Source organism: Pseudomonas sp. W4I3 (assembly GCF_030816195.1).
Classification (GTDB): domain Bacteria; phylum Pseudomonadota; class Gammaproteobacteria; order Pseudomonadales; family Pseudomonadaceae; genus Aquipseudomonas.
The window spans coordinates 400,176-412,863 of record NZ_JAUSXS010000001.1; the positions used below are offsets into that span (position 1 = coordinate 400,176).

Here is a 12,688-nt window from a genome sequence, read left to right on the forward strand (position 1 = left end):
TGCCCGCATCACTATGGCTTCAAGGTACGCACGAGAGAAAGTTCATACAAGCGTTTAATCCCGTCCTACAACATGAAGCGTATTTTCCTCGCTTCGCGATACGTAACGTCGGCCAAGCAACAACCGACAAAGCGGCATACCCCCCAGAATCAGAACCGCCACGAAAAAAAGCAGGCTCCACTCCGGAAGGCTGAGGTCAAACAACGTCCAATTGATTTCGACGCAATCCACAGTCCCCTTGAAAGCCGACCGCACAGCCTGCCAGAACGACAGGTTTTCAATCATGTAATCAAGGGTCGGCCAGCAGTTCGGTATCTGGTCTGAAGGAGCGTTCTGCAACAGCACTTGGCGCCCGGCGGTGACGGCGCCAAACAATGCACACCCCATGCTCGCCAACCCGTACAGGCACGCGCCGGAGCGGCCGGGGTTGTGTAGGGCGGCGATCAGGTTGATCAGTACAAAGGCGGCAAGAACCAACCGTTGTACCTGGCACAGAAAGCATGGCTGTAACAGTGCGCCATATTCCAGATAGAAAGACACGCCCAACGTCAGCGCACCGGCCATGAACGCCAGGAAAAACAAGGAGCGTAAGGGGGCCAAAGACATTGTTTATCCGCAACGCAAGAGATAGGTCGCTACGGTAGAGGAAAGGCCCGACCGCTTTCAATACGCCTTGGAGCAGACAATTCCGCGAAAACACAGGGAGATCCCGCCAACGCGCTGGGGAAATCGTCCTCCAGGGCGTAAGAATTGATGACGGACCCGCTTAAGCCGAGCATTTACATAGGGTTATAGGATTGGCTTGACGATCCGTCTGAGCCAATCCTTTCGTCCTTTCCTACTTCAAGCTTGCGCAGGGGCTGGCAACGGTGCGGCCAGCAGACGATTGTCGAGTAGCCCCAGGCCTTCCTGGAACAATTGGTTGCTGCGCTCGGTATCACCCAACTGAGCCAGCAAACGGGCCAATTCAGCACAGGCTTCGGGATTGCGCTGCACCTGCAGGCTGCTTTCCAGATAATCCCGTGCCTTGCCCCACAGACTGTTCTGCAGGCAGAGACGTCCCAGCGTCAACAACAGGCTGGCGTCGCCTGGATGATCCTTCAACCAACCCTCGGCAAACTTCAACTGACGGGCTGGGTCGTTGCCGCGCACTAGGCCATAGAGCCGAATGAGATGGCTGTCATAACTGCGCTTGATCGCACCGCGCAGGGCTTCCTCGGCCTTGGCATCGGCGCCCAGTCGACGCAGTTGGTCAGCATAAGCCAACACCAGCTGCGGCTCCTGGCGCTGGGCTGAAGTCAGCTGCTCCCATGCGCGCTCAAGGGACCGCAAGCCAGCCTCGCCCGGCTCTTCACGTTGTGCGGCCAGGCTAAGGTTTTCTCCCCACGCCCGGCGCTCCAATTCAGCCAGCTCACTGGCCGGCAGTACCTTGTCCTTGCGCAGCTCAGGCATCAGGCGAATCACCGATGACCAGTCGCCACGCTGCTGGTGCAGTCGCTGCAGCTGTCGCAGCACCTGGGCATTGTGAGGATGGCGCTCATGCATCGCCTGCAGGGTGACCAGTGCGCCTTCCGTATCGCCACGGTCCATCTGCAACTGCGCGTGGCTCAAGGCAACGGCCAGTTCCGCCTGGGGCTGGCGCGCCAGAGCACGCTCCAGCAAAGCATCCGACTCTTCGTAACGACCCAGCTCATTGGCCGCGCGTGCCGCGCCAAGGTAATACAGCAGTGGTTGGCGCTCTGCTTCAGCGGCGCGGTGCAAGTGGCGCTCGGCGCTGGCCCAGCGGCCTTCAGCCAGGTCCATCTGGCCTTGCTCGATTGCGATCTGCACACGCCGGCTGCGATTGCGCCGCGACCAGGGGTTGACCACGCCGCCAGAGGCAGTGACCAGACTCAGCAAGACGCGGATCAGGTAGATCGCAAGGCCGATGGCAAACACGGCCACCAATGTGGCCCACAAGCTCGACTCGTAATGCAGCAGATGGGGATAGGTAATCAGCACGTAGCCGGTGTGCTTTGAAATACCCACTGCCAATGCCAGGGCAATCGCGATTGCCAGCACCAGGATCACATAGAAACGCTTCATCGGCTCTACTCCTGGGTCGCAGGCTTGGCAGCCGAAGCCTTGGCTTCGTCGGCAGACAAATGACGACGCTCAAGGTAAGCCTGCACAGCCGCAAGGCTCGCGGCCAGGTCAGGAGTCACCACCGACACGGCCTTGGGCTCAAGCTCGGCGATACGCGCCAGCATCGCCTTGCTCTGTGGGTTGTCCTGATTGAAGTTATCTTGCAAGACGCTGCGCGCTTCACCCAGCGAACGGCTATACACCGCCGATTCGCCGTTGAGCGCTGCCCACTGTGCTTGCTCGAGCGCCAGGCTCAAGGCCAGACGCACCTGGTTCAACCCTTGGCCCGCCAGCAGCGGACGAATGTTGTCATCGGGGTTGAAGTCGATACGGAAATAACGCGATATCTGTTCCCACCATTGGCTCAACTGGTTACCCGTGTCGCTGGTGGGGCGCCCTTGGGAAGTGGGCTCCGTGAGCTGGTACTCCGGGGCGATCGCCGCCAGTTGCACCACCTGGTCGCGCAACGCTGCCAACTGCAAGTACAACCCGGTGCGGTCCGGCTGTTCGGTGCTGCGCAACGCCGCGAGGCTCTTGGCCAGTTGCTCGCGCGCCGCGAATGCGCCTGGGTCGCTCTGCTCACGAAGAATCTCGTCGGCACCCTGAACGAGCGACTGGGCGCTGTTGATGTCCTGCAAGGCGGATAAACGCAAACTGGCCAGACGAATCAGATGCTCGGCTTCAGCCAGGCGCCAATCCTTGCGGCTGGCGCCCAGCACGGTTTCCAGACGCTGACTCAGGCGTTGCTGATCGCCCTGCAACTGGGCGACCAGGCGTCGGCGCTCTTCCAGCTCATCGGCGCCTGGCAGCTGCGCAAGGCGGGCAGCCAACTGCTGCTGGCCCTGCTTGAGGCCCTGGGATTGGTCATCCAGAGTCTGTACCTGGCCCAGTTGCTGCTGGCTGCTGGCTTGCAGGGCCCGCACCTGCCAGATCCCCCAGCCACCGGCAGCAACGCCTGCAGCCCCCAGCAGCAAAGCGACGACGGCCAGGCCATTGCCACGGCGTGGCGCGGCGACCGGCGTTCCGACCGGCGCATCGAGCGCGGGCTGAGCTTCATCTTTAGGCAAGGCTGTTTCGCTCACGTATCCGTCCTTTGCGTATCAGAGAGTGGGAACGGGATTGCTCCCTAACGCCACTAACAAAGCCGCGGCACTCGCGCCGCGACAATCCACAACTTTTTCTGCGCCCGCGGCCCGCGCCATTTCATAGACGCGCGGACTGGGCACGAACAACGGCAGCTGTGCCACCTCAGGCCAATCGGAGCCGGCCAAGGCCTGCAAGTGTAGAAAACCTTGCCCACTGCTGACCACCAGGCCGTTCAAGCGTTCCAACTGGATGCGCTGCGCCAGTGCGCCCGTGCCATGGGCTGGAAGCAAACGGCGATACAACTCCAGGTAGTCGACACTAACACCTTGCTCGCGCAAACGTTCCGCGAGTAACCCCCGACCGCCCTCGCCGCGCACGATCAATACCCGGGCGCCCGGCAGTGCGATAGCCTCGCGCAACGCTGGTAATTGAAGCAATGCCTCGCTGTCGTCACCCGTCGGCGGATAGTGCACGTCCAAGCAGTGATCGGCCAGTATCTGTGCCGTAGCGGCGCCGACACTGAACCACGGCATTCGCGGCAAGGGCTCGATCAATTGTTGCAATGCAAGACGCGCCGCCGGCTTGCTCACCACGATCACGGCGCAATAGCGCTGCAGCGCCGCAAAGGTCGCCTGCTGTTCAGGCGTGACCGGTAACGCTTCAATCTCCAGCAAGGGCAACGTGCTGCTGAAAACGCCAGCCTCGGCCAAGGTCGCCGCCAAGGCTGTCGACTCCTCGGCAGGCCGTGTCAGCAGCAATCGCCAAGGGCTCACTGCGGGCCGGCCTCGCCGTAGACTTTTTTCAGAATGGCACCGGCGCCCTTGCCCAACAATTCCTCGGCAACCTGGATGCCCAAGGCCGTGGCCTCACGTTGTGGGCCGCGCACTTCGGCGGTCAGCAGCGTGCCGCCGTCCGGGTCCCCGACAAGGCCACGCAACCACAGGTTTTCACCTTCGAGCACGGCATAGCAGGCGATCGGTACCTGGCACCCACCGTTGAGGTGTTTGTTCAAGGCACGCTCGGCCGTGACGCGAACTTCGGTGTCCGCGTGATCAAGCGGTTTGAGCAGCGCGTGAATTTCGCTGTCGGCGGTACGGCATTCGATCCCGACCGCGCCCTGCCCTCCCGCGGGCAAGCTGTCCTCGACACTCATAGCGCTGGTGATGCGATCTTCGAAGCCCAGGCGAATCAGGCCGGCGGCGGCGAGAATGATCGCGTCATACTCGCCCGCATCCAGCTTGGCCAGGCGCGTGTTGACGTTGCCGCGCAGGAAGCGGATCTGCAGGTCGGGGCGACGAGTCAGCAGTTGGGCCTGGCGACGCAGGCTGGAAGTTCCCACGATGCTGCCCAGGGGCAATTCATCCAGGGACGCGTAGGTGTTGGAAACGAAGGCATCGCGCGGGTCTTCGCGCTCGCAGATGCAAAAAAGGCCCAAACCTTCAGGGAAGTCCATGGGCACGTCTTTCATCGAATGCACAGCGATGTCGGCTTCATTCTCCAGCAGCGCGGTTTCAAGCTCCTTGACGAACAGACCCTTGCCGCCAATTTTCGACAGCGGCGAGTCCAGCAGCTTGTCGCCGCGACTGACCATGGGCACCAAGGTCACCCGGAGACCAGGGTGGGCCTGTTCAAGACGTGCTTTGACGTATTCGGCCTGCCATAAGGCCAGGGCGCTTTTACGGGTGGCGATGCGGATTTCGCGAGAAGACATGGATCAATCCGTACTGAATAGATACGGCAGATAATAACAGCTCAGGCAAATACGCTTTGATTTGTATCAGCAAGTGCGGGGCCTCCCTGGCCACGTCGCACCGGGATAAGGACTGCAGGACTCGCCACAGCCCCTTGGCTAAAGCTGTTGCATCATCTTGCGCACGCCAGCGACATGGCGCCGACTGACGATCAAGGCATCACCATTGAGCCCCTTCAGGAAAAGCTGAAAGTGCCCCAGAGGCGTGCGTTGCAAGCGCTCGATTCGCTCTCGGGCCACCAGCGCATTGCGATGGATGCGCACGAAACGGTCACCGAACTCATCTTCAAGGGCCTTGAGCGGCTCATCGAGCAGCACTTCGCCCGCTTCGTGACGCAAGGTCACGTATTTGTGATCGGCGATAAAGTAGACCACCTGAGCGAGGGGAATCAGTTCTATGCCCTTGCGGGTTCGTGCACTGATATGGCTGCGGGGGCCATTTCCACTTTGGGCGGCAGGCTGGGTCAAGGCGGCAAGCTGAACGCGGCTGGGCCGCTCGGCCTTCTTCAACGCCTTGAGCAAGCTTTCGGTAGCCACCGGCTTGACGAGGAAACTGACACCGCTGTCTTCCAGCGTCTGTGCAGAAAACTCTTCCTGGGCCGCGCATAACACCACGGCAGGTGGAGACTCGCGCTCGCTCAGGCGGGCAGCGACTTGCAGGCCATCGAGGCCCGGCATACGGATGTCGAGCAACACCACATCCGGCTTGAGGCTGTCGATCAGCGTCAACGCCTCCTCACCGCTGGTGGCACTCGGCTCAAGGACTGTATAACCCTCGAGTTCACTGACCAGACGGCTCAGTCGCTCGCGGGCTTGGGGTTCGTCATCAACGATCAGGACATTCATATTGCGCTGGATTCCTGCGTGAGTCTCGCACAAGGATAACGTAGACAGGTGCGGTGACTTGCGTCACAGCGATCCACGCTAAGACTAGCGCGAGCGGCAAAAAGTGCCCCGAGAGCGGCACCCAAATTTACCCGGACCTGTTCAATAGCGCCCAAAACCTGCCGCCTTAGCGCATCGTTGTAGGGTTTGCTGATACACAATCCGAATACCCCCCTTTTTTAATGGATAGTCTGGGCTCTGACCGCATCACCCGACTTTGGTGCATTCACACACTATCAGTCCAACTGTAGACGCTCGCCGAGACGATATTGCTCAATCGTCAAATATCGTTTCAATAAGTACCTGTTGCCAGTCTCGTCCTGGATGCGGTCGGCGGCAAGGCACTTAGCCATCCTTCGTACAAAAAAAATTGCCGCCCACCCACAGCATCGCGTCCGCGGACAACCCTGTTATTATCGCCGGCACACCTTCACGCCTCTTTTAAGCAGATCACGAGCGAATCCATGAGCACCGACAAGACCAACCAGTCCTGGGGCGGCCGCTTCAGTGAACCCGTCGACGCCTTCGTCGCGCGCTTCACCGCCTCCGTTTCCTTCGACCAGCGCCTGTACCGCCACGACATCATGGGCTCCATCGCCCATGCCACGATGCTGGCCAAGGTCGGCGTACTGACCGACGCCGAGCGCGACAGCATCATCGATGGCCTGACCACCATCCGTGGCGAGATCGAAGCCGGTACGTTCGACTGGCGCGTCGACCTGGAAGACGTGCACATGAACATCGAGGCTCGCCTCACTGATCGCATCGGTGTAACTGGCAAGAAGCTGCACACCGGTCGCAGCCGTAACGACCAGGTGGCCACCGATATCCGCCTGTGGCTACGCGATGAAATCGATCTGATCCTGGCTGAAATCACCCGCTTGCAGAAGGGTTTGCTGGAGCAGGCTGAGCGTGAATCGGACACCATCATGCCCGGCTTCACCCACCTGCAGACCGCTCAGCCCGTGACCTTCGGCCACCACCTGCTGGCCTGGTTCGAAATGCTCAGCCGCGATTACGAGCGCCTGGTGGATTGCCGCAAGCGCGCCAACCGCATGCCGTTGGGCAGCGCCGCGCTGGCGGGCACCACGTATCCGATCGACCGTGAGTACACCGCGCAGCTGCTGGGTTTCGACGCTGTCGGCGGCAACTCTCTGGACGGCGTGTCGGACCGTGATTTCGCCATCGAATTCTGCGCCGCCGCGAGCATTGCGATGATGCACCTGTCGCGCTTCTCCGAAGAGCTGGTGCTCTGGACCAGCGCGCAATTCCAGTTCATCGACCTGCCGGACCGGTTCTGCACCGGCAGCTCGATCATGCCGCAAAAGAAAAACCCCGACGTGCCCGAGCTGGTGCGTGGCAAGAGCGGCCGCGTATTCGGCGCACTGATGGGCCTGCTGACCCTGATGAAAGGCCAGCCGCTGGCCTACAACAAGGACAACCAGGAAGACAAGGAGCCGCTGTTCGACGCCGCCGACACCCTGCGCGACTCACTGCGTGCGTTCGCCGACATGATCCCGGCGATCAAGCCCAAGCACGCGATCATGCGTGAAGCAGCCTTGCGGGGTTTCTCCACCGCGACCGACCTGGCCGACTACCTGGTGCGTCGCGGCCTGCCATTTCGTGACTGCCATGAAATCGTTGGTCATGCCGTGAAATACGGTGTGGATAACGGCAAGGACCTGGCTGAAATGAGCCTGGAAGAACTGCGCCAGTTCAGCGACCAGATCGAGCAGGACGTATTCGCCGTGCTGACCCTGGAAGGCTCGGTGAATGCCCGCAACCATGTCGGCGGTACTGCGCCGGCGCAGGTCAAGGCAGCGGTCGTACGTGGTCAGGCCCTGCTGACCAGCCGCTGAATAAAATGTGGGAGGGGGCTTGCCCCTGCTGGCAGAGTGTCAGGCTCACCGCTATCGGGGGCAAGCCCCCTCCCACATTGGATTACTTTTTGGCCGCAATCATCGCCATAAAACCCGGCATGGCCGCCTGTCTGTCCGCCTCTACCTTTTGTGCATTGGGCATCGCATTCAAACGCTCCAGCAACGCCTTCGCCTTCGGCAACTCAGCCAACAGGTCCAGCCCAAACAGCTTCTCGCCCACACCCACGGCCAGGTTCAAGCTGTACATGAAATACAGATCGGCAATCGTGAAGCTCTCTCCCGCCACGTAAGGCGCAAACTGCCCGTGCCGACCTAGCGCACCGACACCAAGCAACAATTCAGCCCTGGATTTCTCCTTGATCGCCTTCGGCACCGTCATGCCAAAAAAGGCTTCGGCAAAGCACGCTCGCGCGGGCAGTTCGATGTACAGCTCAATCTCGCGGCACAACGCCAGCACCTGCGCGCGTTGAAACGGGTCGGCCGGAAGCAGTGCCGGCCCTTCCTGAGTCTGCTCGATGTATTCGAGGATCACGCTGGTTTCGTTGATAAAGCCTTGCTTAACGCCAAGCACCGGCACTTTGCCTCGCGGACTCACCGCCAAGGCTTCAGGCGTTTGACCCGCATAAAAAGGCACTTCTTCGAAAGGCAATCCTTTCTCCATCAGCGCCAGCTTGACCATGTTGTAGTAGTTGCTGACAGCAAAACCGTAGAGCTTGAGCATTGCGAGTGCCTCCGGGCCGGGTGTGGGGTTGGCTGCAAGCGTTATAGACGCTGAGGCGTGGCCTGACCAGCAGCATCACCTGCCTGAATGGAGTTAGACTGGCGCCCTTTCCTTGAGGAGCCTGCCATGAGCGAGCCGACCGATATCGACAACGACGAAGAAGAATTCACCGAAAACACACTGATCGAAGCGATTGAAAACCAGATCGAAAGCGACAACCCGCCAGCGGCCAAGGCGACTTTCAACAAACTGACGCTGGTCGGTTATGAGCGCGACGAGATCCTGAATCTCATGGCTCATGTGCTGGCCTTCGAGATTGATGCAATGCTGGATGAAGACCGCGCCTTTGATACCCAATGGTATGAAACCGCGCTGCGAGCACTGCCTGAGTTGCCGCCGGAAAAAGAATAACCCTCGGGCGCGCAGCAACACGCTGGACAGTTCGGCAAAGTACGTTCACCTTATGGCCTGCTAGCCTCTAATAAATTTAGAAAGTCTGGAGTCCTTATGTCGTATACCCCTGAGTTGGTTGCCGAACTGGAAATCCTTGTACTCTTTCCCCTGGACAGCACCCAGGAAGGTCTGAAAGTCCATCAGACCGCTGCTCCCACTGCCATCGCCGCTGCCAAGCGCCTCCATGCCAAAGGCCTTATCGACCAGCCGGACGGAGGCTACCTGACCAGCCTTGGCCGGGACGCCGCTGAGCAAGCCCAGACCCTGCTGACTATCTTGACCACCGCGTCGACCAAAGAAGCCGCCTGATACCTGATCCCGCCCATGGAGTCCGCCCCTCTGCGGACTCCGAGGGCGTTGTTGCACCATTCACAAAAATCCAACGCCAACACCATTTCCCGCTAAACCTCCTACGCTACTGCCTGTAAACTCTTACACGGCCGCCCACGTCGGGCCCTGCGAGCCACCGAATTCGACATGACCCGCACCCATGAAATCCGCCCCGACCTGGACGAAGGCATCGACCGTAAGGTGCTGACCCAGTTGCGCGCGCGTTTCCTGGCCCTCAATGAAGGCCGCATGGCCCGTGCCGTGGAAGGGCTGACCCCGCGCCAACAAAGCGTGCTGACCTTGTTGCCGCTGTTTTTCCACGTGAATCACCCACTGCTGCCAGGTTATGTCTCCAGCACCACACCGGCCGGGCTGTCGAATTTCGAACCCGACGCACAGGCCCTGGCTGAAGCCCAGCGCCTGACGCGCTCGTTCTCCTACAAGCCGCGCCATGGCAACCCGCCCCGCCCGATCCACGGCCTGTTCCTGATGGGCAGCCTGGGTACGCTAGCGCAGGCGGATCAGAGCGATATGGACGTGTGGGTGTGCCACGCTCCCGACCTGAATGAAAACGAGCTGGCCGAGCTGCGCAAAAAGTGCCAACTGTTGGAGGCCTGGGCCCAGACCATGGGAGCCGAGGCACATTTTTTCCTGATCGAACCGACGCGCTTTGTACTCGGTGAGCGGGACACGCAACTGAGCTCCGACGATTGCGGCACCACTCAGCACTATTTGCTGCTGGACGAGTTCTACCGCACCGCTATCTGGCTGGCCGGACGCACGCCGATCTGGTGGCTGGTGCCGGTGTATGAAGAACGCCGCTATGCCGAGTTCACCCACACGCTGATTTCCAAACGCTTCATTCGCGCCGACGAGACCCTCGATCTCGGCCATCTGGCACGCATTCCCCCGGGGGAATTCATCGGCGCCGGCCTGTGGCAACTGTTCAAGGGCATCGAGTCGCCTTATAAATCGGTGCTTAAGCTGCTGCTGACCGAGGTCTACGCCAGCGAGCACCCCAACGTGCATTGCCTGAGCCTGCGGTTCAAGCGCGCAGTGTTCGCCAATCAGATGGACCTGGATGAGCTGGACCCTTACATCGTGGTCTACCGCCGCATCGAGGAATACCTCAAGGCCCGCAATGAGCCCGAGCGCCTGGAACTGGTGCGACGCAGCCTGTACCTGAAGGTCAACCGCAAGCTCAGCGCCGGCCAACGCACCGCCAGTTGGCAACGCCTGCTGCTCGAACGCCTGGCCCAAGAGTGGGGATGGGACCAGCGCCAACTGGCCCTGCTGGACAGCCGCAGCCAATGGAAGGTGCGCCAGGTCGCCTCCGAGCGCCGTGCCCTGGTCAACGAGCTGAACTACAGCTATCGCTTCCTCACCCAGTTCGCCCGCGCGGAACAAACCGTCAGCCTGATCAACAAGCGTGACCTCAATGTGCTGGGCCGTCGCTTGTACGCCGCCTTTGAACGCAAGGCCGGCAAGGTCGAGTTCATCAACCCCGGTATCGCTCCGGACCTGGCCGAAGACACCCTGACCCTGGTGCATTCACCCAACCGCAAGGAACCGGGCCAGCATCATTGGGGCCTGTATAACGGCAATCTCACGGCTTTGGAGTGGGAGCACTTCGCGCCCATCAAACGCAGCCGCGACCTGCTGGAAATGCTCACCTGGTGCCATCGCAACGGTGTGATCGACAGCAGTACGCGCCTGGCGCTGCACCCAGGCGCCAGCGACATGACCGAATTCGAGCTGTTCAACCTGTTGGGCAGCCTGCAACAGACCATCGCCCTGCCCTTGGCCAGCGTCGATGAAGTTCGCTTGTTGCGTTCGGCGGTGCCGGAAGAAGTGCTGTTGCTGATCAACGTCGGGGTTGATCCACTCAAGCACCACCGCGACCTGAATATTCTGATGACCACCGAACGCACCGACTCCCTGAGTTATGCCGGCGTACGTGAAAACCTGGTACTGACCCTGGACCAAGTCACGCTCAATAGCTGGAACGAGGTGATGGTCAGCCGCTACGACGGCCCCCACGCGCTGCTCGATTGCCTGCGCGATTACCTCAACCAACTACCCTCGGATCATTTGCCACGGTTGCGGGTGCGCTGCTTCTGTCACAACCGGGCGCAGTTCATTGCCCAGCGCGTGGAAGAGGTATTCGACACCGCACAGAACCTGCTGCTCGGCCAAAGCAATCACCGCTACCTGCTCCAGGTGCAGCAGCACTATCACGTCGTGGAGCTGACCCCCGGCCAAGCCACCCATGTGGCGCTGCCGACCCAGGACGCATTGATCGCCTACCTCAGCGAAGAGCTGGCCAGCTACAGCCCGCTGCATCTGGACGCCATGGCGCTGGAAGACCATGACCTGGCACTTGTGCTGCCCATGGGGCTGGCCGATTGCATACAGGTGTTCTACCGAGCCAATGAAGGCTTCGCCGAGCTGTATGTGCTCGACGAATTCAATGCGCTCTGGCAGCAACGCCTGCCGTTCCATGATGAACAAAGCCTGTTCGCACCGCTGCAGCGCTTCCTGCTTTCGATCATCTATCGCCGCGAAGCGCTAGCACCGCTGGACACACAGCAGCCGTTGGGCGAAGTACAAACCCTGTACTACCAGCTCTTGCCATCGGGCAGTGCTCGCGCGCGCGTTGTGGAGCCAAGGCCGGCGCCGCAGAACCCAGCCAACAAGCCGTTTTATGACGTGCAGGCGATTATCGGCAAGGCGGCGCCTGGCAAGGTGAGCATCACGCTGTACTGCAATCAGCGGGAGTTTTCCGAACTGGAGTTTGGCGACCAGCTGTTTACGGTGGTCGCCCGGGAGATCGTCGGGCAACGTCGGGAGCCCGAGCGTTACCGCTGCTACATTACCGATCTGGATTTGTCGGGCCTGCTGGGCGACGTGCAAAGCCCGAGCAATCTGTACCTGCGCTACAAGGCCGAGCTGGAGCTCGCGCTCAATCAAGCGCTGAGCCAGATTTAAAGAGAGAAGGGACCGCCGTCTTTGGGCTGGCCTTCAACACTCAGCAGCTCGAGCTTGAGGGTCTTGCCGCCCGGTGCAGGCCAGTCGATGTGCTGGCCCACTTGCAGGCCCAGCAAAGCGCTGCCGACCGGCGCCAAAATCGAGATTTTGCCCTCGTCGGCATTCGCGTCCTTCGGGTAAACCAGGGTCAGGTGATAGTCCTTGCCACTGCCTTGCTCACGGCAATGCACGCTGGAGTTCATGGTCACGACACCCGCAGGCACTTCATCGTGACCGACCACGTCTTCGGCGCGGTCGAGTTCGGCCTGCAACGCTTCGACACCGGGAAACTCGTCGCCCAAGCGGTCGATCAGTTGCTCCAGACGCTGCACGTCAAGACGGGTAAGAATGATGGACGGTGCGGTGGTCATGATTCAGGCAGACTCCTTTTTTCTGCACAAAAAAGCAAAACCCCGCCAGAAAAAGGCGGGG

12 protein-coding genes are annotated in these 12,688 nt (G+C 60.6%); 4 read left to right on the top strand and 8 right to left on the bottom strand.

Annotated features, from left to right (window positions below):
- Positions 1-54: 54 nt before the first annotated feature.
- The 6 genes from QF045_RS01870 to QF045_RS01895 all read right to left on the bottom strand — a co-directional run bounded on the left by QF045_RS01870 (position 55) and on the right by QF045_RS01895 (position 5,806).
- Positions 55-606 carry a disulfide bond formation protein B gene (locus QF045_RS01870; RefSeq protein ID WP_306490838.1) on the bottom strand — a complete coding sequence of 184 codons (552 nt, stop codon included), beginning with the start codon at positions 604-606 and terminating at the stop codon, positions 55-57.
- 237 nt (positions 607-843) lie between these two features.
- A complete protein-coding gene (locus tag QF045_RS01875; RefSeq protein WP_306490839.1) occupies positions 844-2,085 on the bottom strand; it encodes a heme biosynthesis protein HemY in 1,242 nt (413 codons plus the stop codon).
- Positions 2,086-2,090: 5 nt separating this feature from the next.
- The gene (locus tag QF045_RS01880; RefSeq protein WP_306490840.1) at positions 2,091-3,206 is read right to left on the bottom strand and encodes a uroporphyrinogen-III C-methyltransferase; all 1,116 of its coding nucleotides are present in this window, start codon (positions 3,204-3,206) and stop codon (positions 2,091-2,093) included.
- 18 nt (positions 3,207-3,224) lie between these two features.
- On the bottom strand, positions 3,225-3,983 hold the full coding sequence (locus QF045_RS01885; protein WP_306490841.1) for a uroporphyrinogen-III synthase: 759 nt from the start codon (positions 3,981-3,983) through the stop codon (positions 3,225-3,227).
- Entirely contained in the window at positions 3,980-4,921 is a 942-nt protein-coding gene (gene hemC / locus QF045_RS01890) for a hydroxymethylbilane synthase (protein WP_306490842.1), read from the bottom strand. The genes QF045_RS01885 and hemC overlap by 4 nt, the downstream gene beginning before the upstream one ends.
- 138 nt (positions 4,922-5,059) lie before the next feature.
- Complete coding sequence (locus tag QF045_RS01895; RefSeq protein WP_306490843.1) at positions 5,060-5,806, bottom strand: LytTR family DNA-binding domain-containing protein; 747 nt, start codon at positions 5,804-5,806, stop codon at positions 5,060-5,062.
- A gap of 503 nt (positions 5,807-6,309) precedes the next feature.
- Between QF045_RS01895 and argH the strand changes: the two genes are divergently transcribed.
- Entirely contained in the window at positions 6,310-7,704 is a 1,395-nt protein-coding gene (gene argH, locus QF045_RS01900) for an argininosuccinate lyase (protein WP_306490844.1), read from the top strand.
- An 82-nt stretch (positions 7,705-7,786) separates the two neighbouring features.
- Here argH and QF045_RS01905 read toward each other — a convergent pair whose 3' ends face one another.
- Positions 7,787-8,446: a glutathione S-transferase family protein gene (locus tag QF045_RS01905; protein ID WP_306490845.1), complete on the bottom strand. Its 660-nt coding sequence runs from the start codon at positions 8,444-8,446 to the stop codon at positions 7,787-7,789.
- 126 nt (positions 8,447-8,572) lie between these two features.
- On the opposite strand from QF045_RS01905, the gene QF045_RS01910 reads away from it, so the two are divergent.
- The 3 genes from QF045_RS01910 (at position 8,573) to QF045_RS01920 (ending at position 12,217) form a co-directional block, all read left to right on the top strand.
- Positions 8,573-8,857 (top strand): hypothetical protein, encoded by a 285-nt coding sequence (locus QF045_RS01910; RefSeq protein WP_306490846.1) that lies wholly within the window; start codon positions 8,573-8,575, stop codon positions 8,855-8,857.
- A gap of 96 nt (positions 8,858-8,953) precedes the next feature.
- Positions 8,954-9,208 (top strand): TIGR02647 family protein, encoded by a 255-nt coding sequence (locus tag QF045_RS01915; RefSeq protein WP_306490847.1) that lies wholly within the window; start codon positions 8,954-8,956, stop codon positions 9,206-9,208.
- Positions 9,209-9,376: 168 nt separating this feature from the next.
- Positions 9,377-12,217 (top strand): class I adenylate cyclase, encoded by a 2,841-nt coding sequence (locus QF045_RS01920; RefSeq protein ID WP_306490848.1) that lies wholly within the window; start codon positions 9,377-9,379, stop codon positions 12,215-12,217.
- Here QF045_RS01920 and rnk read toward each other — a convergent pair.
- On the bottom strand, positions 12,214-12,627 hold the full coding sequence (gene rnk, locus QF045_RS01925; RefSeq protein ID WP_306490849.1) for a nucleoside diphosphate kinase regulator: 414 nt from the start codon (positions 12,625-12,627) through the stop codon (positions 12,214-12,216). The genes QF045_RS01920 and rnk overlap by 4 nt on opposite strands.
- Positions 12,628-12,688 lie beyond the last annotated feature (61 nt).

Bases quoted from the DNA above. Each gene is read 5' to 3' on its own strand.
- QF045_RS01870 (WP_306490838.1), bottom strand. From the start codon at position 606: ATGTCTTTGGCCCCCTTACGCTCCTTGTTTTTCCTGGCGTTCATGGCC.
- QF045_RS01875 (WP_306490839.1), bottom strand. From the start codon at position 2,085: ATGAAGCGTTTCTATGTGATCCTGGTGCTGGCAATCGCGATTGCCCTG.
- hemC (WP_306490842.1), bottom strand. From the start codon at position 4,921: ATGTCTTCTCGCGAAATCCGCATCGCCACCCGTAAAAGCGCCCTGGCC.
- QF045_RS01895 (WP_306490843.1), bottom strand. From the start codon at position 5,806: ATGAATGTCCTGATCGTTGATGACGAACCCCAAGCCCGCGAGCGACTG.
- argH (WP_306490844.1), top strand. From the start codon at position 6,310: ATGAGCACCGACAAGACCAACCAGTCCTGGGGCGGCCGCTTCAGTGAA.
- QF045_RS01905 (WP_306490845.1), bottom strand. From the start codon at position 8,446: ATGCTCAAGCTCTACGGTTTTGCTGTCAGCAACTACTACAACATGGTC.
- QF045_RS01910 (WP_306490846.1), top strand. From the start codon at position 8,573: ATGAGCGAGCCGACCGATATCGACAACGACGAAGAAGAATTCACCGAA.
- QF045_RS01915 (WP_306490847.1), top strand. From the start codon at position 8,954: ATGTCGTATACCCCTGAGTTGGTTGCCGAACTGGAAATCCTTGTACTC.
- QF045_RS01920 (WP_306490848.1), top strand. From the start codon at position 9,377: ATGACCCGCACCCATGAAATCCGCCCCGACCTGGACGAAGGCATCGAC.
- rnk (WP_306490849.1), bottom strand. From the start codon at position 12,627: ATGACCACCGCACCGTCCATCATTCTTACCCGTCTTGACGTGCAGCGT.